Origin of the sequence: Streptomyces sp. NPDC048636, from assembly GCF_040650655.1 — a bacterium.
GTDB lineage: Bacteria > Actinomycetota > Actinomycetes > Streptomycetales > Streptomycetaceae > Streptomyces.
This window is the reverse complement of sequence record NZ_JBEZHR010000001.1, coordinates 1,165,369-1,188,195: the sequence shown is the minus strand read 5'-3', so window position 1 is coordinate 1,188,195 and position 22,827 is coordinate 1,165,369. Positions and strand designations below refer to the sequence as shown.

Genomic DNA, 22,827 nt, shown 5'->3' with positions numbered 1-22,827 from the left:
GCCTTGCGCCACCGACGTCAGAAGATCAGGTCCCGTGCCCGGGGGCACGGGACCGCACCTTACCCGCGGTATGTGTCCGGCGTCAGCAGCGGGATGCGGCAGGCAGGCACCGGGGCGGCGGTGGAGCGCCAGGTCAGCCGCTCTGCCGCACCTTGGCGATCATCCTGCGCCGCCGCCACAGCACGATCGGCAGCGCGCCCGCGAGACCGCCCGCCGTCGGCGCCAGGGAGGCCGCCGCGGCCAGCCCCGGCTGGTCGAAGGTGCCCGGCACCGACAGGGTGCTCCAGCGGTCGAGCGGCCAGGCGACGACGATCGCGCGCCCGACGACATCGTCGACGGAGACCGTGCCCTGGTGGAGGTTCTGGTGGTAGCGCGAGTCCAGCGAGTCCTGACGGTGGTCGCCCATCACCCAGATCCGTCCCTCGGGCACCTTGATCGGGCCGAACGGCTTCTCGTCACAGGGCGTGTTCCCGGGGAAGATGTACGGCTCGTCCAGCGGCTTGCCGTTCACCATGACCTTGTCGCCGCGCTTGCACGAGACGGTGTCCCCGCCGACCGCGATGACGCGCTTGATCAGGTCCTTCTCCTCGGCCGACGGCATCAGGCCGATAAAGCTCAGCGCCTTCTGGATGCCCTCGGCGACCGGGCCGGAGTCGCTCTGCTCGCTTTCGCCGAGCCAGCCGCCCGGGTCGTGGAAGACGACCACCTCACCCCGCTGGGGCTCCGAGCCGAACCACGGGGTGAGCTTGTCCACCAGCACCCGGTCGCCCCGTTGCAGGGTGTTCTGCATCGAGTCGGACGGGATGGAGAACGCCTGCACCAGGAAGGTCTTGATCAGCAGCGCCAGCAGCAGCGCGATGCCGACCAGGATCGGCAGCTCCTTCCAGAAGGAGCGCGCCTTCTTCCGGTCACCGGTGCTCCGCTTCGCTCCCGGCGCGGTCCGCCCGCCGGAAGGGCCGGACGCCCCGGAGGAAGCCTCCGGCTCCCCGCCCTCCGCGGAACCCTGGGGATCGGTGGATCCCGAGCGGTCCGAGGGAGCCGCCGCGGTCGCACGCTCCGCGCCGCCCGGTCCGCCCTGGGCGCCGGAGGCCCGGTCCGTGGGTGCGCCGGTCTGCGGCGCCATGTCCGTCCCGTCCCCGCTCACAGAGGATTCTCCCCTTGCTCCGGGTCGCCGCTCGGGCTCTTCGTGACCGGACCGTGCGCCGACCGCCAAATCCCCCACATCCACTCCTCACGCCTGACTGCCGCCTGCTCCACGAACGGCGCAGGACCACCACTCCCATAACGAGCGGGAGTTCCGCAGGGGTCGGGAGCTGGACCATTCCTTGCTGATCCATGGGGGACAGCCTATGCGGCGAGCCCAGTGCCCGTGTCTCCCCGCTCGGCGCGTCCTTCACCGTGGCGTACGTTCCGGGCTCTTCCAGCTGACGCATATGGCCGAACGGCCACGCGATCACCATGGCGCGGCCGACCACCATGTCGTCCGAGACGGTGCCCTGACCCGGCTCGTCCAGATGGACGCGGGAGTCCGCCGAGTTGGAGCGGTGATCACCCATCACAAAGATCCGCCCCTGGGGGACGGTCACCTTGAACTGGCGCTGCGAGGGCTCGTTCCCCGGGTGCAGATACGGTTCGTTCAGCGGCGTTCCATTGACGGTGACCTTGCCGCCGGAGTCACAGCACGCCACCGTGTCCCCGCCGACCCCGACCACCCGCTTGATCAGGTCCTGTTCGTCGTCCGACGGCAGCAGACCGATGAAGGTCAGGAACTGCTTGCCCTGCTTGATGACCGGCGGATCGTCCTTGGGCGGCTTGCGCTCGTCCTCCAGCCAGCCTCCGGGGTCCTTGAACACCACCACATCGCCGCGCGCCGGCTTCGAGCCGAACCACGGGGTGAATTTGTCCACCAGCACCCGGTCGCCGATGCGGATCGTCTGCTCCATCGACCCGGACGGGATCACGAACGCCTGCACCAGGAAGGTCTTCAGCACCAGCGCGATCACCAGCGCCACACCGACCAGGATCGGTATCTCCTTGACCTTGGAGCGGCGGCGCCTGCGCTTGATACGGCGCTGGATCTTGCGCCGCTCGGCCCGGCCGCCCAGCGGCCGCTCGCCGGGGCGCGACATCTCCTCCTCCGGCGGCGCGCCCGCTCGGCGCTTTCCGTACCGGGGTCGTCCGCGGTTACCCATGCGCGCCGCCGCGTCCCGCGCCGGGATCGGGCACTCCGGCGAAGCTCTCCGGCCGCTCCACCCGGGACCAGCGGCCGGCCGGCCAGGCGATCCAGTCGGCACGGCCGATGACCTGGCCGACGGGGACGGTGCCCCCGCCGGGCGCACCGAGATGGTCCCGTGAGTCGCTGGAGGCGGAGCGGTGATCCCCCATCACCCACAGCCGCCCCTGCGGCACCACGATGTCGAACGGCACACGCGAGGGGCTGTCCCCCGGGCGCAGATAGTGCTCGTCCACCGGTTGACCGTTCACCTCGATCCTCCCCCGCTTATCGCAGCAGGTGACCCGGTCACCGCCGACGCCCACCACACGCTTGACGTAGTCGGACTCGGCCGGGGCGGCCAGTCCGACCGCGGCGGCCGCCTTACGGAGCACTCCGGTCACAGGGTTCCCCGACGACCGCTCACCGGCAAAGGAACCGGTTCCGTCGAACACCACAACGTCGCCGCGGCGCGGATCGTCCCCGAATCGGTAGGCGAGCTTGTTCACCAGGACCCGGTCCCCGGGCCGCAGGGTGTTCTCCATCGAGCCGCTGGGAATCAGGAACGGCTGGACCACCCAGCCGCTCACCAGCAGGACCAGCACGGCGCTGACGGCCGTGAGCACTCCGGCCCGCCGCCAGGGCCCGCCGCCGGTCAGCCACCCCCGCGCACGCCGGGCGGGCCGGTCCACGGCGGCGGTCCCTTCCCCGGCGGTCTCCGGCTCGGCGGTCTCCTCCGCGGCCTCTCGCTCGGCGGTCTCCTCCGCGGCGTCGCCCACGCCCGGCGCATGCGAAGAGCGCGACCGCTCCTCCGGCTCCGTCGTGGAGCGGGAGGAGCGATCGCGCTCCGCGAGCTGTCCTTCGGTGTCCATCGGGCCAGAGCCTATCCGCCCCGGCCGGACGATCCGGCGGTAGCTCAGTAGTCGCGCAAAACTCAGTTCTCGCGCTTTTCCTTGATCTTGGCGGCCTTGCCGCGGAGGTCGCGCAGGTAGTACAGCTTCGCACGGCGCACATCACCGCGGGTGACGACCTCGATCTTCTCCACGATCGGGGTGTGCACCGGGAAGGTGCGCTCGACGCCGACGCTGAAGCTCACCTTGCGGACGGTGAAGGTCTCCCGCACGCCGGAACCCTGGCGGCGGATGACAACGCCCTTGAACTGCTGCACACGGGAGCGGTTGCCCTCGATGACGCGCACGTGCACGTTGACCGTGTCACCGGGGCGGAAGGTGGGGATGTCGCCGCGCAGCGACGCGTTGTCGACGGTGTCGAGCAGGTGAGACATGATCGTCTGCTTTCCTCGCTGATGCCACAGGTCATCAGCGGCATATCGGATGCTGATTCGGAGTGCCGCCCTCATCGGGTGGGCGTCGATCCCCCTGTGGCAGGGGCGCCGCGCCCGGACGTACGGCAGCGGCCTATTCTTCCACGGCGCGGTGCGAGCGCCCAAATCCGCCCTCGGGCAGCTCCTCCCAGCCCAGCTCGGCCAGGGTGGTCCGGTCCTGCTTGTCCAGCGCCGCGGGGTCGCAGCGCTCGATCAGATCGGGCCGGTTGACGCTGGTGCGGCGGAACGCCTCGTCCCGCCGCCAGCGCGCGATCTTGCCGTGGTGCCCGCTGACCAGCACCTCCGGGATATCGCGGCCACGCCACTCGGGGGGCTTGGTGTAGACCGGCCCCTCCAGCAGATCGGCCATGGCGCCGGGTGCGAAGGAGTCGTCGCGGTGCGATTCGGCGTTGCCCAGCACCCCGGGCAGCAGCCGGGCGACCGCTTCCGTGATCACCAGAACCGCGGCCTCGCCACCGGCCAGGACGTAGTCACCGATGGAGACCTCATGGACCTCCAGGTGCTCGCCGTACTCCTCGATCACCCGCCGGTCGATGCCCTCGTAGCGGGCGGGCGCGAAAACCAGCCAGGGGCGCTCGGCCAGCTCGACGGCCAGCGCCTGGGTGAAGGGGCGGCCGCTCGGCGTCGGCACCACCAGCACCGGCCCGGCCAGCCCCTCGGCCTCCCCCGAGGCGAGGACGGAGTCGAGTGCCTCACCCCAGGGCTCGGGCTTCATGACCATGCCCGGACCGCCGCCGTAGGGGGTGTCGTCCACCGTGTTGTGCCGGTCGTGGGTGAAGGAGCGCAGATCGTGGACGCGGACGTCCAGCTGGCCCCGGGCGCGGGCCTTGCCGACCAGCGAGACGTTCAGCGGCTCCAAATACTCCGGGAAGATCGTGACGACATCGAGCCTCATGACGACGCGCCTTCGTCCTTCGAGACCTCCGCGCGGCTTCCGGCGATCTCGGCGTCGGTCTCGTTCAGCAGCCCCGGAGGCGGATCGATCACCGCGCGCTGCGCCTCGAGATCGATCTCCGGCACCACCTCGGAGACGAAGGGGATCATCACCTCACCGCCGTCCGGACGCCGGACGATCAGCAGATCGTGGTAGGGCAGATGGGAGATCTCGGAGATCCGGCCGACCTCGGTCCCGTCCACGGTGACCACATCGAGGTCGATCAGCTGGTGGTCGTAGAACTCCTCGGGGTCCTCGGGGACTTCCTCCGGGTCGACCTCCGCGATCAGCAGGATATTGCGCAGCGCCTCCGCGCCCGTACGGTCCCGGACGCCCTCGAAGCGCAGCAGCAGCCGGCCGCTGTGGACCCGGCCGGTCTCGATGGTCAGCGGTCCGGCCGAGGCGGGTTCGGTGGCCAGCACCGCTCCCGGGGCGAGCCGCAGCTCCGGCTCGTCCGTACGCACCTCGACGGTGACCTCACCCTTGATGCCATGGGCACGGCCGATCCTCGCCACAACCAACTGCACGTGTCCGATGTCCCTTCACACACACGGGCCGGGGACGGCCCATGGCCCTCCCCGGCCCGTGCCGGTGCTCTCTTTGATCGCCTCAGTGGATCTGGTCCACGTCGACCAGGTCGACGCGGATCCCACGCCCGCCGATGGCGCCCACGACGGTCCGCAGGGCACGCGCGGTCCGGCCGTTACGGCCGATCACCTTGCCGAGGTCATCGGGGTGCACCCGGACCTCCAGCACGCGCCCACGACGCAGGGTGCGCGAGGCCACCTGCACGTCGTCGGGGTTGTCGACGATGCCCTTCACCAGGTGCTCGAGGGCTTCCTCGAGCATCCTCAGGCCTCGGTCGACGCGGTGGACTCAGCGGCCTCGGCCGCCTCATCCGACTTCTTCTCGGCCTTCTTCGCCTTCTGGGTGATGGCCTCACCCTTCGGCTCGTCACCGGCCTCCTTGGCGGCTGCCTCGAACAGGGCGCGCTTGTCGGCCTTCGGCTCGGCGACCTTCATCGGGGCCGGGGCGGGCAGGCCCTTGAACTTCTGCCAGTCACCGGTGACCTTCAGGATGGCCAGCACCGGCTCGGTCGGCTGCGCGCCGACCTTCAGCCAGTACTGGGCGCGCTCCGAGTCGACCTCGATGCGCGACGGGTTCTGCACCGGGTGGTACAGGCCGATCTCCTCGATGGCCCGGCCGTCACGGCGGGTACGGGAGTCGGCGATGACGATGCGGTAGTGAGGCGAACGGATCTTGCCCAGACGCTTCAGCTTGATCTTGACTGCCACGGAAGTGGTGTCTCCTGGTCTTGACGTGGTTGAGCACGCGAAGTGCCACGTGGGGTTGTGGTACCCGAGTGCCCGATGGACGCGCCAGCCGGAGGAGAGAGGGGTCCTGGTCGACTGTCGAGTACAGCGGACCATTGTGCCACACCGCCGCCGGTCAGCCGACCGCGGCCACCGCCTCCGGGATACGGAACGGCTTGCCGCAGCCACCGCACATGATCGGCGCCTGCGCCAGCACCGACGGGACGACGCGGACATTGCGCCCGCAGTCGCACACGGCCTTGACCCGGACGCCGCCGCCGGACGATCCATGCCGCGCGGCGGGCCCGCGGAAGGTGCGGGAGGTGTCGGCGGTGGTCGCGACGGTGTGCGCCTTGAGGGCGCGCTGAAGTCTCTCGATGGTGTTCCGGTAGCGCTTTCTCGCCTCGGGGCTGAGCGTGACCAGGGAGAAGCCACTGCTGGGATGTGGCTCCTCGGGATGGTCCAGCCCGAGCTCCTCGGCGATCGCCAGGAACCGGCGGTTGTGGTAGCGGCCGGCGCGCGAGGTGTCACGGACACCGCGGGCGGCGGCGATGCCATGGACTGCCTCGTGCAGCAGCCGTTCGAAGGAGAGCTCGGCGCCACATGCGGACGACGACTCTCCGATCAGCGATTCGGGCGCGGCGAGATCCGGCAGCTCGGAGTGGTGCCGTTGAATATCGGCCCACGCCTGCGCCAGCTCTGCGGCGAGAACAGGTGGTGTCGTGCTCACGTCGTGCTAACGAGCAGGAGCGTCCCGGTGTTCCGATTCCGGGCCATCCCAAATAATTTGCACGTACCAGTCAGTTCACGCTGATGTGTCACGACGAGGGCGGGTGCGCCGATGTGCGGAGGAGCCGCCCACGGCGCCTCAAGCCGGTACGTACCGGTTCCGCCGTGGCGCCCGGTGTCAGTAGGCCCGCGCGACGTAGGCGACGTTACCCGGCGCGTCGTCCGTTTCCGGCACCGACCCGTCCTCGGCCACCAGGCACCGTACGGAGACCGCCTGCGCGCCGAGCGCCGCCTCACCCTCCGGCCCCAGGTCGGCCCATGGGATCCGGGCCCAGCCGCCCGCGGTCGCGGCCTCGGCCGCCTCCGCGATCGTCGCCACATCGGTGGTCCGCGCCTCGCGGCGGTCCCGCGCCTGGCGCAGCAGCAGCGCCTGGTCCTCCTCGAGCATCCCCGGCACCAACTCGGCCAGCCGGTCCACGGGCACCGGCTCCTTGCCGCCCGGGATCCGGCGCACGAGCATCGCGGTGCCGCTCTCCAGGTCCCGCGGCCCGACCTCGACCCGGACCGGTACGCCCTTGAGCTCCCAGTCGACCGCGCGGCGGCCGAAGGGTGTGTCCGTACGGTCGTCGACCCGTACCCGCACCCCGGCCGCCGTCAGCCGGTCGCCGATCTCGCGGACCCGGGCGACCACCGCGTCATCGCCCTTGACGGCCATCACGACGGCCTGCACCGGGGCCAGCCGGGGCGGGATCCGCAAGCCCCGGTCGTCACCGTGCATCATCACCAGCGCGCCGATCATGCGGGTGGTGCTGCCCCAGGAGGTCTGCCAGACCAGCTCCTGCTCACCGTCCCGGGACAGGTAACTGGTGTGGAAGGCGCGGGAGAAGTTCTGGCCGAGCTCATGGCTGGTGCCCAGTTGCAGCGCCTTGCCGTCGCCCATCATCCCTTCCAGGGTGAGGGTGTTGAGCGCTCCGGCGAACCGCTCCGCGGCGGTCTTCCGGCCCAGCACGACATCCATGGCGAGCACGTTCTCCATGAAGTCCGCGTAGACGTGACGGTGGATGCGGGCCGCGAAGTCCCGGGCGTCCTCGTAGGTGGCGTGGGCGGTGTGGCCCTCCTGCCAGAGGAATTCGGTCGTCCGCAGGAACAGCCGCGGCCGCAGCTCCCAACGGACCACATTGGCCCACTGGTTGATCAGCAGCGGCAGATCGCGGTAGCTCTGCACCCACTTGGAGAAGTACTCGTTGACGATCGTCTCGGAGGTGGGCCGGACGATGACCGGCTCCTCCAGCTCCTTGCCGCCGCCATGGGTGACCACGGCGAGTTCGGGCGCGAACCCCTCGACGTGATCGGCTTCCTTCGTCAGGTACGACTGCGGGATGAAGAGCGGAAAGTACGCGTTCTGCGTGCCGGTCGCCTTGATCCGGGCGTCCATGTCCGCCTGCATCCGCTCCCAGAGCCCGTACCCGTACGGTCGGATGACCATGGTGCCGCGCACCGGGCCGTTGTCGGCCAGCTCGGCCTTGTTGATGACGTCCTGGTACCAGCGGGGGAAGTCCTCGGCCCGCGGGGTGAGTACGGGAGCTTTCGCCATGGCGCCGATCGTACGGCGGCGGCGCACGGAACCGTGAATCGGGCCAAAAGGATCCGGCTGGCGCGGACGCCGTTCCGGGGGCGGCCCCGGGAGCAGGGCGGACGCACGGGAGTGCGGGGGCGCACAAAAGGGGCACGCAAGCACGGCCGTGAAACCTCTGGACGCGGGCGCGGATGGGGAGTTCCCTGGCATACGGGGGTGGGCCGCCGGAGCGCACGACGGCGGACGGAAACCGGATCTGACGACGGCACTCGCTCTTCGCTGATTGGGGCCCTTTCGATGACATCTACGCTCGTCCGGCGGCACCGCCCGCATCCCTCCTGGTCGCACCCCGCGGATCCCGGCACCCGCACCCGCGACTGGGCGGAGATCCAGGAGCGGATGCTGGTGCCGTTGTACGAGGCCGTGTACGAACGGCTGGACGTCGGCGCCGGGACCCGGCTGCTGGGCCTGGGCTGCGGCTCGGGGCTCGGCCTCCTCATGGCGGCCACGCGCGGTGCGGCGGTCTGCGGAACCGACACCGACCCGACCCGTCTGGAACTGGCCCGGGAGCGGCTGACGGCCGCGGGCGCATCGGCCGGGGGCGCGCCCCCGGCCCGGCTGGGGCTCGGCGCCCCCGACAGCGCCTGGGTGCGGGAGGCCGCGGAGGCGGCGGCGGACGCGAGGGCGACGGCGGGGTTCACCGTCGTGACCGCCTTCGCGCCACTGCCCGCCCTGGGCACGGCGCCGGGGGCCGCGATGGCAGCCGCGGTGTCCGCGCTCACGGCGGCCACGGCGCTCACCGAGCGCGGCGGCGCCGTGGTGCTGGCCGGATGGGGCCCGCCGGAGCGGTGCGCCACCTCGTCCGTCCTGCGGGTGGGCGCACGACTCGCCGATCCGATGTGCGCCCCGGCCCGCTGGCGGCCGTGCGGCCGGGACGATCTGGAGCGGCTGGCCGAGCGCGCCGGGCTGCGGCCCGACGGCTCGGGCCGGGTGGCCTGCCCGTTCGGATACGCGGACCTGGACAGCGCGGTCCGCGGGCTGCTGTCGACAGGACTGTTCGACGCGGCGGAGCGGGCCACGGATCCGCCGCAGGTCGCCAAGGAGATAGCCGAGGCGCTGCATCCGCATCAGCGGTCGGACGGGACGGTGTGGATGCCGAATGTGTTCCGCTATCTGATCGCCCGCGTCTGACCCTCTGCCTCCGGCCGGGAAACGCGCCGGGCCCCTGACGTCCACGCAGGGGCCCGGCGGGGGGCGGCGCTCCGCCCCGGGGACTTCAGCCCATGAACTTCTTGAACTCGTCGGGGAGTTCGAAGTCCTGGCCGTTCTGATCGCCCGGCATACCGAAGGCGCCGCCCTGCTGGGCCGCCTGCTCACGCCGGGCCGCGGCCGCCTGCTCATCGGCCTTGCGCTTCATGGGGTTGCCGCTGCGCTGCTTGCCCTTGGCCTTCTTCTGCGGCTTGCCCTTGCGCTTCTGACCGCCACCGATGCCCGGCATGCCCGGCATCCCGGGCATCCCCGGCATGCCGCCCTGGGCCATCTTCGACATCATCTTGCGGGCCTCGAAGAACCGCTCCACCAGGTTCTTCACCGCGCTCACCTCAACGCCCGAACCACGCGCGATACGGGCGCGGCGCGAGCCGTTGATGATGTTCGGGTCATGGCGCTCGCCGGGGGTCATCGACTTGATGATGGCCGCGGTGCGGTCCACGTCCCGCTCGTCCAGGTTGTTGATCTGCTCCTTCATCTGGCCCATGCCCGGCAGCATGCCGAGCAGCTTGGAGATGGAGCCCATCTTGCGGACCTGCTCCATCTGGGCCAGGAAGTCGTCGAGGGTGAACTCCTTCGGCCCCTTCGCCAGCTTGGCCGCCATCTTCTCGGCCTCTTGCTGGCTGAAGGTCTGCTCGGCCTTCTCGATCAGGCTGAGCATGTCGCCCATGCCGAGGATGCGGGACGCCATGCGGTCCGGGTGGAACGCGTCGAAGTCGTCCAGCTTCTCGCCGTTGGAGGCGAACATGATCTGGCGGCCGGTGACATGCGCGATGGACAGCGCGGCACCACCGCGCGCGTCGCCGTCCAGCTTGGAGAGGACCACACCGTCGAAGCCGACGCCGTCGCGGAACGCCTCGGCGGTGTTGACCGCGTCCTGGCCGATCATCGCGTCGACGACGAACAGGACCTCGTCCGGGCGGACCGCGTCGCGGATGTCCGCCGCCTGCCGCATCAGCTCCTCGTCGATACCGAGACGGCCGGCGGTGTCGACGATCACCACGTCATGCTGTTTGGTGCGCGCGAACTCGATCGAGTCCTTGGCCACCTTGACCGGGTCGCCGACACCGTTGCCCGGTTCCGGCGCGAAGACGGCGACCTCCGCGCGCTCGGCGACCACCGAGAGCTGGTTGACGGCGTTGGGGCGCTGAAGGTCACAGGCGACCAGCAGCGGCGCATGGCCCTGCCCCTTCAGCCAGCGGCCCAGCTTTCCGGCGAGGGTGGTCTTACCTGCGCCCTGGAGACCCGCCAGCATGATCACGGTCGGCGGCTGCTTGGCGAAGCGGAGACGGCGGGTCTCGCCGCCGAGGATGCCGATCAGCTCCTCGTTGACGATCTTGATGACCTGCTGGGCGGGGTTCAGCGCCTGGGAGACCTCGGCGCCCAGCCCCCTCTCCTTGACCTGCTTGATGAAGGCCCGGACGACTGGAAGAGCGACGTCCGCTTCGAGCAGGGCGATGCGGATCTCGCGCGCCGTGGCGTCGATGTCCGCCTCGGAGAGGCGGCCCTTGCCCCGGAGGTTCTTGAAAGTCGCTGCGAGGCGATCGGAGAGGGTATCGAACACGGTGGTCGCGAATCCTTCGGTCGGCTGTCGGGTCGGCGGTCGGCCTCCCAGGGTATCCGCCCGCCACGCTAACGGTCTGCCCCCGGGCCGTGGCCGCTGCGCCAGGGGCCTCCCGCCGCCACCGGTCCCTTCACAGGGCGCCACGAGCCGCCCGCATCCCGACCACCGGACCTCGGGCCGTGGCCGCGTCGGGCCGTCACCCCAGGGCGCGCTGGACCTCTTGCGCCACCTCCGCCGCGCGCATGGGCTGCAACGGCGCTCCGGACGCATCGGTGATGTAGAACGCGTCCACCGCGTTGGCGCCGAGCGTACTGACATGGGCGCTACGGACCGTCACCCCCGCGTCCTCCAGGCCGCGGCCGATGCGGTGCAGCAGACCGGGCGCGTCCTGGGCGCGGACCTCGATCACCGTGGCGAGCTGGGAGCTGCCGGGCGCGACGGTGACGCGCGGCGGCGGGGCGTGGACTCCGCGGCGGCGCGGGTACTTGCGGTACGCGGCCTCGCGCTCGGCGAGCCGGGAGACGATGTCCAGCGAACCGTCCAGCGCCCGCATCAGATCGTTGCGCAGCCGGGCGGCCTGGGGCAACGAACCGTACTCGGCCGCCACCCGCCAGCTCAGCAGCAGGACGTCACCGCCGCGGCCGGAACCGTCCACCGCCGGGCCGCCCCCGCCGTCCGTGGCGTTCTCGCCGTTGGTGCCGTCGGCGACGTCCAGTTCCGGCGGCAGCTCCACGGTGCGCAGATCCGCCGCGCGCACCGTGAGCCGGTGCAGGGCCAGCACCCCGGCCGCCGTGGCCAGCGCCCCGGACTGGTCGGGGACGGCGATCAGCAGCTCGACACCGATCGGCTCCGGCTCGGGCCGATCACCCGCGTCGGCATCGGCGGCGGCCTGGTCCGGCGGCGCCTCGGCCCGGGCGTGCAGCGCCAGTACGGGGCCGCCGGTGCGCCATGCCTCGATCGCCAGCCGCTCCTGTTCGGCCGTGGTCTCCTGCGGCGCGGTCTGGTCCGCGGCGGGCTCGCCCGCCAGCACCGCCGCCACCCGCTTGACCAGGTCGGCGACGAGCGAACCGCGCCAGGCGCTCCAGGCCGCGGGGCCGGTGGCCAGCGCGTCCGCCTCGGTGAGGGCGTGCAGCAGCTCCAGCGTGACCGGGCCGCCGACGGCGTCGGCGACCGACCGCACCGTGGCCGGGTCGTCCAGGTCACGGCGGGTGGCGGTCTCCACCAGCAGCAGATGGTGACGGACGAGCCTGGCGAGCACGGTGACGTCCGCGCGCTCGAAGCCGATCCGGGCCGCCACGTCCCGCACGATGGTCTCCCCGGCCACCGAGTGATCGCCGGGCCAGCCCTTGCCGATGTCATGCAGCAGCGCGGCGACCAGCAGCAGATCGGGGCGGCCGACCCGGCGGCTGAGCGCGCTGGCCCGGACGGCCGTCTCGACCAGATGCCGGTCGACGGTCCAGCGGTGCACGGGGTTGCGCTGCGGACGGCAGCGCACCCGCTCCCAGTCGGGCAGCAGCTGGGTGATCAGGCCCTCGGCCTCCAGCGCCTCCCAGACCGCGACCGTGGACTCGCCCGCGCCCAGCAGCGTGACCAGCTGCTCCCGGGCCTCGGGCGGCCATGGCACCGGCAGCGGGCGCGCGGCGGCGGCCAGCCGCCGTACGGCGTGCAGCGACAGCGGAAGCCCGGCCTGGGCGGCGGCCGCGGCGGCCCGCAGAGGGAGCACGGGATCGCGCTCGGGGCGTGCGGTGCGGGCGAGCACCACCTCGCCGTCCTGTTCGACGACGCCTTCGGCGAGCGGACTGCGCTCCCCCGCGTCCACCCCCGCACCGGCGGCCCTGCCACCACGTCCGCCGAGGAGTCCGCGCAGCCGGGGCCGGGGCGCGGAGCGGGCGCGCAGCACCCGCTCGACCTCGCGCCAGGTGACCTCGCTGGCGTAGCCGATGGTCCGCGCCGACTCGTAGACCTGGCGCAGCAGGGTGTCGGCGTCGAGCAGTCCGAGGGCGGCGGCGACCTGGTCCTGTTCCTGGAGCGCGAGCCGGTCGGTGGCGCGGCCGGTGGCCAGATGGAGTGCGTCACGGGCGTCCAGCAGCCGCCGCCGCGCGTCGGCGAGCCCCTCGCGGGGGGCGTCGGCGAGCCAGGAGGCGGCGATGGCGCGCAGGGCGGTGGCGTCGCGCAGTCCGCCGCGCGCCTCCTTCAGATCGGGTTCCAGCAGGAACTGGAGCTCGCCGTGGCGCTCGGCCCGCTCCTGGCACAGTTCCCGCAGCTCGGGCAGGCGCCGGGGGGCCTGGGCCCGCCAGTCGGCGAGGACAGCGGTGCGCAGGCCCGCGGTGAGCGCCGCGTCGCCCGCGATATGCCGCGCGTCGAGCAGTCCGAGCTGCACCTTGAGGTCCTCGCCCGCCGTCCGCCGCGCCTCGCCGGGGGTGCGGACGGAGTGGTCGAGGGCGAGCCCCAGGTCCCAGACCGGGTACCAGACCTGGTCGGCGAGGGCGGCGAGGGCGCCGCGGTCCGCGGTGCCGTCATGGAGCAGCAGCACATCGAGGTCGCTGCGCGGGGACAGTTCCCCGCGTCCATAGCCGCCGACCGCGACCAGACTGACACCGGCGCCGATCCCGGCGGCCCGTGCTCCCGCGGTGAGCAGCGCGGCGAGCCATTCGTCGGTGAGATCGGCGAGGGCGGAACGGCGCGGCGGCCCGGACCGCGACTCCTCCTGGAGGAGCCGCAGCCGGGCCGCCGCGTAGCCGCCGGGCAGCGAGCCGCCGGTCCCGGTCGTGTTCTCGACGGTGCCTGCCGTGGTTCCGGCGCGGTCCGTCGTGGTCTCGACGCTGTCCGTCAACTCGGCTCCCTGTGCGCTGCGTCCGATCGGTACGGGCCCTGAGGAGGGCGGTTCGGGCCCCTCAGAGGGCGTCCGGGCCGCGTTCTCCGGTACGGACCCGGACCGCGGTCTCGACGGGGACGCTCCAGACCTTTCCGTCCCCGATCTTTCCGGTGTGGGCGGCCTTGACCACGACCTCGATGAGATCGTCGGCGTCCTCGTCCTCGGCCAGCACCTCGATACGGACCTTGGGCACCAGGTCGACGGTGTACTCCGCGCCCCGGTAGACCTCGGTGTGGCCGCGCTGGCGGCCGTAGCCGCTGGCCTCGGTGACGGTCAGGCCCTGGACGCCGAACGCCTGGAGCGCTTCCTTGATCTCGTCGAGCCGGTGCGGCTTGACCACTGCGGTGATGAGCTTCACGCGTCCACCTTCTTGTCCTGCTCGGCCTTCGTGTCCTGCTTGGCCTGCGACTTCTTGTCCTGCGACGCGGCGCCGCCGGTCATGGCGTGGCTGACGGCGGGCACCGTACTGCGGGGCGAACTGCCGACGCCGCTGAAGTCGTACGCGGTCTCGGCGTGGAACGCCTGGTCGATGCCGCTGACCTCGTCGTCCTCATCGGCCCGGAATCCCATGGTCGCGTGGATGAGCTTGGCGAGGACATAGGAGACGACGAAGGAGTAGCCGAGCACGGTGAAGGCGCCCAGCGCCTGCTTGCCCAGCTGGGTCATACCGCCGACGCCGTCGGTGGCGAGGACGCCGACCAGGAGGGTGCCGACGATGCCGCCGACCAGGTGGACGCCCACCACGTCGAGCGAGTCGTCGAAGCCCAGCTTGTACTTGAGGCTGACGGCCCAGGAGCAGACCACGCCCGCCACGAGGCCGATCACGATCGCGCCCCAGGGGTCGACCGCCGCACCCGAGGGGGTGATGGCGACCAGGCCCGCGACGGCTCCGGAGGCGGCGCCCAGTGTGGTGAACGCGCCGTGCCGGACGCGCTCGTAGGCGAGCCAGCCGAGCATCGCGACCCCGGTGGCGATCTGGGTGTTGAAGGCCATGTTGGCGGCGGTCCCGTTGGCGGCGAGGGCCGAGCCCGCGTTGAAGCCGAACCAGCCGAACCACAGCAGACCGGAGCCCAGCATCACCAGCGGCAGGCTGTGCGGCCGCATCGGGTCCCTCTTGAAGCCGATGCGCTTGCCGAGCACCAGGGCGAGGGCGAGTCCGGCGGCGCCCGCGTTGATGTGGACGGCCGTGCCGCCCGCGAAGTCGATGACCTCCTGCTTGAACAGCCAGCCGTCGGCCTGCCACACCCAGTGGGCGACCGGGAAGTAGACGACGGTGACCCACAGGGTGATGAACAGCGTCCATGCCCCGAACTTGACGCGGTCGGCCACGGCGCCGCTGATCAGCGCGGGGGTGATCACCGCGAACATCAGCTGGAAGAGCGCGAAGGCCAGGACCGGCACGGCGTCGGGCTTCTCACCCCACAGCGACGTCGGATCGATGCCCTTGAAGCCGACGTGGTCGAGATTGCCCAGCAGACCGCCGCCCAGGTCATCGCCGAAGGCGAGCGAGTAGCCGAACAGCACCCACAGCAGGGAGACGACGCCCAGCGAGATGAAGGACATCATCAGCATGTTGAGGGTGCTTTTCACCCGCACCATGCCGCCGTAGAAGAAGGCCAGGCCAGGTGTCATCAGCATCACGAGCGCGGCGCTGATCAATACGAATGCGGTATTTGCGCCATTCAATGTGGACGTCTCCTCGAAGCAACGGCCCGTGCGGGCAGACCATCAAGTGGGCCGGTTATGCGCCACGAGATTGGCGCAGCGCCGTTTCAGCCGATGCCACTCGATGTTTCGACGCAGTGACGAAGGGCGCGGGAGTGTTACGCGCCGATGAACTGCGGCCTACGGGTCCGATCGCTCCGTTACCACCCCGGCCACCCGCGACCGGCGGCTCAGACGGCCTGGGCGGCGCCCGCTCCCTCGGGGCTGTCCGGCAGCATGGTCACCAGCCGGTCACCGAGCGCGATGATCTCCGGCACCTCGCCGAACTGGCGCACCGCGGTGTCCACGGTCTTGCGCAGCCTGTTGTTCACCCGCTCCGAGCGGACCCGCTTGGCCAGCGGCAGCGCCTTGTCCGCGAGCGCCGCGCACTGCTCGGGCTCCTTCTGGAGGAGGTGGACGGTGGCCATACCGATCAGATTGAGCGCATACGAACGCTGGTGGCCGCCGCCCTCGCCATGGCCGGTCTCCTGGCCGAAAAGCTGCACGGCCCGGCGCATCACCGGATCGGCGAGCTGTGCGTAGGTGGGGCTGCGCCCGGCCACATAGGCGAGGTCACGATAGGAGTGGGCGTTCTCCGCGTTGAGCTCGGCCTCGGAGAAGAAGCCGATCCAGTCCGGGTCGCCATCGCCCGAGAGGCAGTCGGCGAAGGTGTCCTCGGCCATCTTCACGGCGCGGTGGCACTTACTGGGCTGGCCCATATTGGCGTAGGCACGGGCCTCCATCGCATACAGCATGGCCTGGGTGCGCGGGGTGGCGCTCTCCCGGCTGCCGTACTGCGCGAGGTGGATCAGCTCGAGCGCGTCATCGGGCCGCCCGACATGGATCATCTGACGGCTCATGCTGGAGAGGATGTACGAGCCCAGCGGGCGGTCCCCGGATTCCTTGGCGGCGTGCAGCGCGAGCACGAAGTACTTCTGGGCGGTGGGCTGGAGCCCGATGTCATAGCTCATCCACCCGGCCAGCTCGGCCAGTTCCCCGGCGACCTTGAACAGCCGCTTGGACACCGCCTCCGGATGCGACTCCTGTAAGAGGTCGGTGACCTCGTGAAGCTGGCCGACCACCGCCTTACGGCGCAGTCCGCCGCCGCACTGGGCGTCCCAGGCGCGGAACATGGTGATCGTGGACTCCAGCAGCTCCAGCTCCGGTTCGGAGAGCCGGGAGACGCGCCGCGAGCGCCCCTTGTCCGCCGGATGCGCCCCACCGCCCGGCCCGCCGGGCGAGGGCACCAGCCAGCGCTGCATCGGCTCGATCAGGGCGGGGCCCGCGGAGAGGGCGAGGGAGGTGCCGAGGAAGCCGCGGCGGGCGAGCATCAGATCGCTGCGGGAGAACTCACCGATCAGCGCGACCGTCTCGGGCCCGGCCCAGGGAAGATCCACTCCGGACACGGACGGTGACCGGTGGGCGGCGCGCAGACCGAGGTCCTCGATACCCACCACACAGCCGAAACGCTCGGAGAACAGCTCGGAGAGGATCTGCGGGATCGGCTCGCGCGGCTGCTCGCCATCGAGCCAGCGGCGCACCCGGGAGGTGTCGGTGCTGATGTGATGAGCACCTAACTGGCGCGCTCTGCGGTTGACTTGGCGCGCCAGCTCCCCCTTCGACCAGCCGCTGCGCACGAACCACGACCCCAACTGTGCGTTGGGGCGCTTCTCAGCACCGCCGCCGCTGTCGCCCACTGGAAGGCCCCCATCCCACATCTCTGCCCGAACCGCCACCAGAATGCCTTCTGTCACGGTCAGTTGTCCCCTCGATACGGCACATCAACCGTCGGGGACGCGAACCGCTTCATGCCTCTGGCATGTACCGATCCGCACTCCGCCCATGCTCAGGCCGTGCTCCACCGAGCACCGGGCCCAGGGTTCATGCACTCAAAGTAATCCTACGATCACGCCTCCGGCGAGGCGGTTCATGAAAACGCCACCATTCGCCACCCCTTCGAATGAACCCCTTTACCGATTCACACGATTCACTTGACACCGGGGCGACCGAAGACGGTGAAGGGGTGCGCACCGGGGCGCATGAGGCGCACCACACCACCCCCGTCACCTCGGAGCGCACCGTCGTCACGCCCCCACGGATGACGGAGCGTCATCACCGTGTTCCGGCTCGTAACCATCGAGAGCGCGACCCGTTGGAGGGGGCATGGGCTTCACGATCGGCGGCATCCGGGACATGCGGTCCGGCTCACGGCGCCGCGGCCGCATGTCCGAGTCCACGACGGTGGCGGAGTACACCGGTCTGTGGGGCTGGGACGTGGTGCCGGGCGCACGGGCGGCGCGGGGTTCGCACGCCGGCAGAAACGAATGCTCCTGCGGAGCGGGCGACTGTGCCTCCCCCGGCGCTCATCCGCTCTCCTTCGCCTCCCCCGTCCCGGCGGGCGCGACCCTCGGCTCCGCCGCCGCGGCGTGGGAGGAGATCCCGGGCGCCGCCGTGCTGCTGCCCGTGGGGCGCGCGTTCGACGTGCTGGAGGTCTCGGAGTACGCGGGGCGCCACGCGCTGGTCCGGCTGGAGCGGATGGGGCTGCCGCTGGGGCCGGTGACCGTCACCCCGCACGCCCGTGCCCAATTCTTCGTGGCCCCCGGTGCCGCCCGTGAACTCCCCGAGCTGCTCTACCGGATGGGCTGGGACGACGCCGATCTGGATCTGCGCTGTCTGGGGCCGGGCGACCACATCACCGCCCCGCCCTCCGACTTCGGCGGACTCGGCCCCGTCCGCTGGCTGCGCCCGCCGACCCTGGACACCGCGGGCTGCCCACCGCACGCCAGGCTGGTCCTGGGCACGCTCGCCTATCTGAGCCATCGCGCGGGTGGCTGAGCCGTCCCTCCCGGCCCGGGTATCAGAGCCCATGAGCGCGGGGCGGACCGGATCTCTCCGGTCCGCCCCGCGCTCATGGGAACCCCTCGGGAGTGCGCCGGGGCCACCCCGTGGCGGCGCGGCCGCTGAGCGTCCGCCGATCAGTCGCCGATCAGCGCATCGACGAACGCCTCCGGCTCGAACGGCGCGAGATCGTCCGCTCCCTCGCCCAGGCCCACCAGCTTGACCGGTACGCCCAGCTCACGCTGGACCGCCACCACGATGCCGCCCTTGGCGGTGCCGTCCAGCTTGGTCAGCACGATGCCGGTGATGTCCACGACCTCCGCGAACACCCGCGCCTGCACCAGGCCGTTCTGCCCGGTGGTGGCGTCGAGCACCAGCAGCACCTCGTCCACCGCGCCGTGCTTCTCCACGACCCGCTTGACCTTGCCCAGCTCGTCCATGAGACCGGTCTTGGTGTGCAGCCGGCCCGCGGTGTCGATCAGGACGACGTCCGCGGTCTCGGCGATGCCCTCCTTCACGGCGTCGAAGGCGACCGACGCCGGGTCGCCGGCCTCGGGACCGCGGACGGTCCGGGCGCCGACCCGCTCGCCCCAGGTCTGGAGCTGATCGGCGGCGGCCGCGCGGAAGGTGTCGGCGGCGCCCAGCACGACCGACTTGCCGTCGGCGACCAGCACCCGCGCCAGCTTGCCGGTGGTGGTGGTCTTGCCGGTGCCGTTGACGCCGACGACCATGACGACGCCCGGCTTCTCCTCGCCGTTCGGCCCCACGCCGCTCTCGGTGTGCACGGTGCGGTCCGCGTCGGTGCCGATGAGGCGCAGCAGCTCCTCGCGCAGCAGACCGCGCAGCTCCTCGGGGGTACGGGTGCCGAGCACCTTGACGCGCTCGCGCAGCCGCTCGACCAGCTCCTGGGTCGGGGTGACCCCGACGTCGGCGGTCAGCAGGGTGTCCTCGATCTCCTCCCAGGTGTCGTCGTCGAGGTGCTCCCGGGACAGCAGCGTCAGCAGCCCCTTGCCCAGCGTGTTCTGGGAGCGGGACAGCCGGGCGCGCAGCCGGACCAGCCGTCCGGCGGTCGGCTCCGGGACCTCGACCGGCGGGACCTCGGGCGCGGCGGGCGCGGGCGCCTCCGCCGTCGCGGCCGGGGCGCCGGACCCCGGCAGGTCCACCTCCTCGATGGTCCTGCGCGGTTCCTCGCGCGGGGTTTCGGCCTCCTCGCCGACATGCGGTTCGGCGGGCGGCGCGGTGACGGACGGGCTGCTCGGCGGGGCCGTGGGGAGCCGCTTCTTCTTGCGGCTGGTGACCACGAACCCGCTGATCGCGGCGACCGCGATCACAGCGATGACTACGGCAAGGATGACGAATTCCATAACCCACCCAGTATCAGCCACGAGCCCGCGAAGTCATTCGCCCCCGAGCCCGGCTTCCCGGGCGCGTACGATCGCCTGCGCGCGATCACGCACCTGGAGCTTGGCGAAGATGGACCCGACGTGATTGCGCACGGTCTTGTCGGTGACCACCAGCCGCTGGGCGATCTGGCGATAGCCGAGCCCGCGCGCGAGCAGGTCCAGGACCTCGCGCTCCCGCGCGGTGAGGGTGGGGAACGCCTCCTTCGCGGACGCCGAGGCGGAGGCGCCGAGCAGCGCCCCGAGCCGCTCCGCCATCCGCGGGCTGAACACCGCGCCGCCGCGCGCCACGGTGTGCAGCGCCCTGAGGATCTCGTCACGCCCCGCGCCCTTGAGGAGATAGCCCCGCGCCCCGGCGCGCACGGCGGCCAGCAGACTGTCGTCGTCCTCGGACATCGTCATGACCATCACCCGCGCCTCGGGTCTGCCGCACAGGATCCGCCGCGTCGCCTCCAGCCCGGACCGGCCGGGCAGCCCGAGGTCCATCACCACCAGATCGGGCCCGGTCCGCGCCGCCTCGGCGACGGCCTCGTCCGCGCAGGCCGCCTGCCCGACGACGCTGAACGCGTCATCGAGGTTGACGGCCGCCGCCAGCCCCTCCCGAAACAGCGGATGGTCATCCACCAACAGAACCCGCCACTGCGGCCCCCGCACCTCAGCTGTCACCGTCCCGGCGTCCTCTCTCCGAGTGGTACGGACTCATGGACTCCCAGGGATGCCCACCCGGACGCTCCGCCTCCGCCTCCGCGTCGGCGGCCGTCGGAAGCACAGGCGTGCGGCGGGGCGCATCCGCGACGGCAGGCTCCCCCGATGCCACCTCCGCGCCGGGCGGCCCGACCCCCCGCGGCGCGGGGGCGGCTGGCGGTGACACCGGCGCGACGGGCGCCGGGGGCTCCGTCGGCGGCGGTGGGCCTCCGGGCGGGAGCCGCCAGGCGGCCGAGGCGGGCGGCGTGACGGGCGCACCGGGCGGGGCTCCGCAGGTTTCGTGGCCCGTGGACTTCTTGCGGTGGACCTCGGGGTTGCCCTGTTCCCCGGGACCGGCCAGCGGGAGGACGGCGTGGACCACCGTGCCCGTGGCCGAGCCGGTGATCGTGCAGGAGCCGCCGATCTCCTCGGCGCGCTCGGTCACCGAGGCGAGGCCGACGCCGGGGACCGCGGTCTCGCGCAGACCGCTGCCGTCGTCGGTCACCTTGACCTGGAGGGTGTCCGGGCCCGCGGTCAGTTCGACGCGCACCTGGCGCGCCCGGGCGTGCCGTACCGCGTTGGTGAGCGATTCGGCGGCGATGCGGTAGGCCGCCGTCTCGACACCGGGCGACAGCGGCGGCAGGACGAGGGGCCGGCTGGCCACGCCGACCCGCAGTCCGTCGACGCCCAGCCGGTGCCCCAAGTCCCGTACCGCCCCGGCCAGTCCGCGGTCGGCCAGCGCGGCCGGGGCGAGCCCGGAGGTGATCCGGCGCACCTCGACCAGGGCCTCGGCGAGCGTCTCGGCCGCCTCGCAGAGCTGGGCGCGGGCGGGGTGGCCGGGGGCGCAGGAGGTGTGGGCGATGTCCAGGCGCAGCCGTACGGCGGCCAGTTGGGGGCCGAGGCCGTCGTGGATCTCGCGGCGCAGTCGTCGGCGCTCCTGTTCCCGGGCGAGCACCAGCCGTTCGCGGGCCGCCTGGGCCTCCTCGGCCAGACGCAGCGCGGCGAGTGCGGGCGCGGCCTGGTCGGCGAGGATCGAGAGCAGCCCGCTGTCGCGTTCGGCGGGGGTGCCGGACGCGTCGCGGGAGACTTCGAGTCGGCCGACGGGACGGCCGTGGTGACGCAGGATGAACGTCTGGACCGGGCCGGTGAGCGGCGCTCCGGCGGCGGCCAGCCGCCGCGGCCCGGCGCGGGTGTCGACGCTGACGGCGGCGCCCCAGACGCCGAGGTCCTCCACGGCACTGCGGCAGATCTGCTGGGGCACCTCGCCCGGGTGCGGGGCCTGTTGGAGGCGTACGGCCAGGGCGCTGACGGCCTCGTGCGGGCGGGCGCGCGGACCGTAGAAGGCGCGCTCGACGCGGAGGGTGAGCCAGCGGGCGCCGGGCCGCAGGGCCCAGCCCAGCATCAGGGCGCAGCCCGCGGTGAGGGTGGTGGCGCCGCTGCGCACGGAGGGGATTCCGGCCTGGACGGCGACGACGGCGCAGACGACCACGGCGGCGAGGGAGGTGAGCACGAAGGCGCGGGCGAGGCGGTGGCTGGTGGAGCGGTCCAGCCGCCATATGCCGGTGCGGGCGACGCCCAGGCAGATGGCGGCGGCCCAGACCGCGCTGCCCACGGTGCGGGCGACGATGGTGGGCACGCCCTCGCCCCACTCGGTGAGCAGGAGGGAGACACAGGCGGGGTAGGCGGCGGCGAGCAGCGCCCAGTCGCGGCGCTCGGCGCCGCGGGAGACTGCGGCGTGCCAGCACAGGGCGGCGGTCACGGCGACGGCCACGGTGCGCAGCACCCAGGGTTCGGCCTCGGCGTAGGTGCCCAGGTGGTCGAAGGCCCACTGTCCGCAGGCGGTGCCGAAGGCGGGGTTGGGGACGGTGCCCACCAGGGGTTCGCTGATGACCCACAGCACCGCGTAGCCCAGCCAGTAGGCGGAGGCGCCCACGCTCATGGCCCACCACTGCCATCTGCGCCGCGTGCCGCGCGGGAACAGCCAGAGCGGCAGCAGCAGCACGGTCAGCGGGCGGCAGGCCATCTTGCCCGCGGCGAGCAGCAGGGAGACCACGGCGCCGGTGACGCCGAGGTCGGCGATGCCCAGCAGTTCGGCGACGGCCGACGGCAGCAGCCACAGCGCTCCGGCCACCAGCAGCACGCTGCCGTAGCGCCGGGCCGACCGCTCGGCGAGCAGCAGCACCCCCACGCCGAGGACGGGGATGCCGACGGCGACGCGGGTGAGCACGGCGGCGCCCCGCGGACGCGGGTACGTCAGCGAGAGCCACTCGTCGTTGACGCGCAGCAGCCCGGCGAGCCAGCCAGCCGCCACCACCACGAACAGCGCCGACACCCCGCCCGCGGCCTGGACCGCCCGGTCCTTGGGCAGTGCGGCACGCCTCATA

The 22,827-nt window shown here is 72.1% G+C and carries 19 protein-coding genes and 1 pseudogene; 2 read left to right on the top strand and 18 right to left on the bottom strand.

What is annotated here, in order from left to right; translation table 11 throughout:
• Positions 1–133 precede the first annotated feature (133 nt).
• The 10 genes and pseudogenes from lepB (AB0C66_RS05430) to proS form a co-directional block, all read right to left on the bottom strand.
• Positions 134–1,228: a signal peptidase I gene (gene lepB, locus AB0C66_RS05430; protein WP_362433059.1), complete on the bottom strand. Its 1,095-nt coding sequence runs from the start codon at positions 1,226–1,228 to the stop codon at positions 134–136.
• Positions 1,161–2,192: pseudogene (lepB, locus tag AB0C66_RS05425) on the bottom strand (signal peptidase I); the annotation flags it as partial. The gene lepB (AB0C66_RS05430) and the pseudogene lepB (AB0C66_RS05425), both read right to left, overlap by 68 nt.
• Positions 2,185–3,084, bottom strand: coding sequence for a signal peptidase I (gene lepB / locus AB0C66_RS05420; protein ID WP_362433056.1), 900 nt, complete (start codon positions 3,082–3,084; stop codon positions 2,185–2,187). The gene lepB (AB0C66_RS05420) and the pseudogene lepB (AB0C66_RS05425), both read right to left, overlap by 8 nt.
• A 62-nt stretch (positions 3,085–3,146) precedes the next feature.
• Entirely contained in the window at positions 3,147–3,497 is a 351-nt protein-coding gene (gene rplS / locus AB0C66_RS05415; protein WP_362433054.1) for a 50S ribosomal protein L19, read from the bottom strand.
• Positions 3,498–3,630: 133 nt separating this feature from the next.
• Positions 3,631–4,452 carry a tRNA (guanosine(37)-N1)-methyltransferase TrmD gene (trmD, locus tag AB0C66_RS05410; protein WP_362433052.1) on the bottom strand — a complete coding sequence of 274 codons (822 nt, stop codon included), beginning with the start codon at positions 4,450–4,452 and terminating at the stop codon, positions 3,631–3,633.
• Entirely contained in the window at positions 4,449–5,018 is a 570-nt protein-coding gene (rimM, locus tag AB0C66_RS05405; protein ID WP_362433050.1) for a ribosome maturation factor RimM, read from the bottom strand. The genes trmD and rimM overlap by 4 nt, the downstream gene beginning before the upstream one ends.
• Positions 5,019–5,100: 82 nt before the next feature.
• Positions 5,101–5,340: an RNA-binding protein gene (locus tag AB0C66_RS05400; RefSeq protein ID WP_362433048.1), complete on the bottom strand. Its 240-nt coding sequence runs from the start codon at positions 5,338–5,340 to the stop codon at positions 5,101–5,103.
• A gap of 2 nt (positions 5,341–5,342) precedes the next feature.
• Positions 5,343–5,786 (bottom strand): 30S ribosomal protein S16, encoded by a 444-nt coding sequence (gene rpsP, locus AB0C66_RS05395; protein ID WP_362433045.1) that lies wholly within the window; start codon positions 5,784–5,786, stop codon positions 5,343–5,345.
• A 154-nt stretch (positions 5,787–5,940) separates the two neighbouring features.
• Positions 5,941–6,534: a hypothetical protein gene (locus AB0C66_RS05390; protein WP_254745168.1), complete on the bottom strand. Its 594-nt coding sequence runs from the start codon at positions 6,532–6,534 to the stop codon at positions 5,941–5,943.
• A gap of 177 nt (positions 6,535–6,711) precedes the next feature.
• Positions 6,712–8,127, bottom strand: coding sequence for a proline--tRNA ligase (gene proS / locus AB0C66_RS05385; protein WP_362433043.1), 1,416 nt, complete (start codon positions 8,125–8,127; stop codon positions 6,712–6,714).
• A gap of 279 nt (positions 8,128–8,406) precedes the next feature.
• Here proS and AB0C66_RS05380 point away from each other — a divergent pair, with 279 nt between their 5' ends.
• Positions 8,407–9,300, top strand: a complete 894-nt coding sequence (locus AB0C66_RS05380) for an SAM-dependent methyltransferase (protein WP_362433040.1) — start codon at positions 8,407–8,409, stop codon at positions 9,298–9,300.
• Between the two features lie 85 nt (positions 9,301–9,385).
• On the opposite strand, the gene ffh is transcribed toward AB0C66_RS05380, so the two are convergent.
• The 5 genes from ffh to AB0C66_RS05355 all read right to left on the bottom strand — a co-directional run bounded on the left by ffh (position 9,386) and on the right by AB0C66_RS05355 (position 17,239).
• Complete coding sequence (gene ffh, locus AB0C66_RS05375; RefSeq protein ID WP_362433038.1) at positions 9,386–10,942, bottom strand: signal recognition particle protein; 1,557 nt, start codon at positions 10,940–10,942, stop codon at positions 9,386–9,388.
• 196 nt (positions 10,943–11,138) lie between these two features.
• Complete coding sequence (locus tag AB0C66_RS05370; RefSeq protein ID WP_362433401.1) at positions 11,139–13,691, bottom strand: [protein-PII] uridylyltransferase; 2,553 nt, start codon at positions 13,689–13,691, stop codon at positions 11,139–11,141.
• Positions 13,692–13,836: 145 nt separating this feature from the next.
• A complete protein-coding gene (locus tag AB0C66_RS05365; RefSeq protein WP_362433035.1) occupies positions 13,837–14,175 on the bottom strand; it encodes a P-II family nitrogen regulator in 339 nt (112 codons plus the stop codon).
• Positions 14,172–15,503 carry an ammonium transporter gene (locus tag AB0C66_RS05360; RefSeq protein ID WP_362433033.1) on the bottom strand — a complete coding sequence of 444 codons (1,332 nt, stop codon included), beginning with the start codon at positions 15,501–15,503 and terminating at the stop codon, positions 14,172–14,174. The genes AB0C66_RS05365 and AB0C66_RS05360 overlap by 4 nt, the downstream gene beginning before the upstream one ends.
• A gap of 209 nt (positions 15,504–15,712) precedes the next feature.
• Positions 15,713–17,239 carry a hypothetical protein gene (locus tag AB0C66_RS05355; RefSeq protein WP_362433399.1) on the bottom strand — a complete coding sequence of 509 codons (1,527 nt, stop codon included), beginning with the start codon at positions 17,237–17,239 and terminating at the stop codon, positions 15,713–15,715.
• Positions 17,240–17,684: 445 nt separating this feature from the next.
• On the opposite strand from AB0C66_RS05355, the gene AB0C66_RS05350 reads away from it, so the two are divergent.
• A complete protein-coding gene (locus tag AB0C66_RS05350) occupies positions 17,685–18,356 on the top strand; it encodes a bifunctional DNA primase/polymerase (RefSeq protein WP_362433031.1) in 672 nt (223 codons plus the stop codon).
• Between the two features lie 140 nt (positions 18,357–18,496).
• Here the strand turns inward: AB0C66_RS05350 and ftsY are convergent, their stop codons facing one another.
• Genes ftsY through AB0C66_RS05335 form a run of 3 tightly spaced genes read right to left on the bottom strand, consistent with a single transcriptional unit; the run spans position 18,497 to position 22,826 of the window.
• The gene (ftsY, locus tag AB0C66_RS05345; protein ID WP_362433029.1) at positions 18,497–19,723 is read right to left on the bottom strand and encodes a signal recognition particle-docking protein FtsY; all 1,227 of its coding nucleotides are present in this window, start codon (positions 19,721–19,723) and stop codon (positions 18,497–18,499) included.
• Between the two features lie 33 nt (positions 19,724–19,756).
• Positions 19,757–20,425 carry a response regulator transcription factor gene (locus AB0C66_RS05340; RefSeq protein ID WP_362433027.1) on the bottom strand — a complete coding sequence of 223 codons (669 nt, stop codon included), beginning with the start codon at positions 20,423–20,425 and terminating at the stop codon, positions 19,757–19,759.
• Entirely contained in the window at positions 20,415–22,826 is a 2,412-nt protein-coding gene (locus tag AB0C66_RS05335; protein ID WP_362433025.1) for a histidine kinase, read from the bottom strand. Before AB0C66_RS05335 ends, AB0C66_RS05340 begins: the two co-directional genes overlap by 11 nt.
• Between the last annotated feature and the right edge of the window lies 1 nt (position 22,827).

Excerpts from the sequence above, each read along its gene's own strand:
- AB0C66_RS05400 (WP_362433048.1), bottom strand. The coding sequence starts at position 5,340 with ATGCTCGAGGAAGCCCTCGAGCACCTGGTGAAGGGCATCGTCGACAAC.
- AB0C66_RS05380 (WP_362433040.1), top strand. The coding sequence starts at position 8,407 with ATGACATCTACGCTCGTCCGGCGGCACCGCCCGCATCCCTCCTGGTCG.
- AB0C66_RS05355 (WP_362433399.1), bottom strand. The coding sequence starts at position 17,239 with ATGTGGGATGGGGGCCTTCCAGTGGGCGACAGCGGCGGCGGTGCTGAG.
- AB0C66_RS05350 (WP_362433031.1), top strand. The coding sequence starts at position 17,685 with ATGGGCTTCACGATCGGCGGCATCCGGGACATGCGGTCCGGCTCACGG.
- trmD (WP_362433052.1), bottom strand. The coding sequence starts at position 4,452 with ATGAGGCTCGATGTCGTCACGATCTTCCCGGAGTATTTGGAGCCGCTG.
- proS (WP_362433043.1), bottom strand. The coding sequence starts at position 8,127 with ATGGCGAAAGCTCCCGTACTCACCCCGCGGGCCGAGGACTTCCCCCGC.
- rplS (WP_362433054.1), bottom strand. The coding sequence starts at position 3,497 with ATGTCTCACCTGCTCGACACCGTCGACAACGCGTCGCTGCGCGGCGAC.
- AB0C66_RS05335 (WP_362433025.1), bottom strand. The coding sequence starts at position 22,826 with ATGAGGCGTGCCGCACTGCCCAAGGACCGGGCGGTCCAGGCCGCGGGC.
- ftsY (WP_362433029.1), bottom strand. The coding sequence starts at position 19,723 with ATGGAATTCGTCATCCTTGCCGTAGTCATCGCTGTGATCGCGGTCGCC.
- lepB (WP_362433056.1), bottom strand. The coding sequence starts at position 3,084 with ATGGACACCGAAGGACAGCTCGCGGAGCGCGATCGCTCCTCCCGCTCC.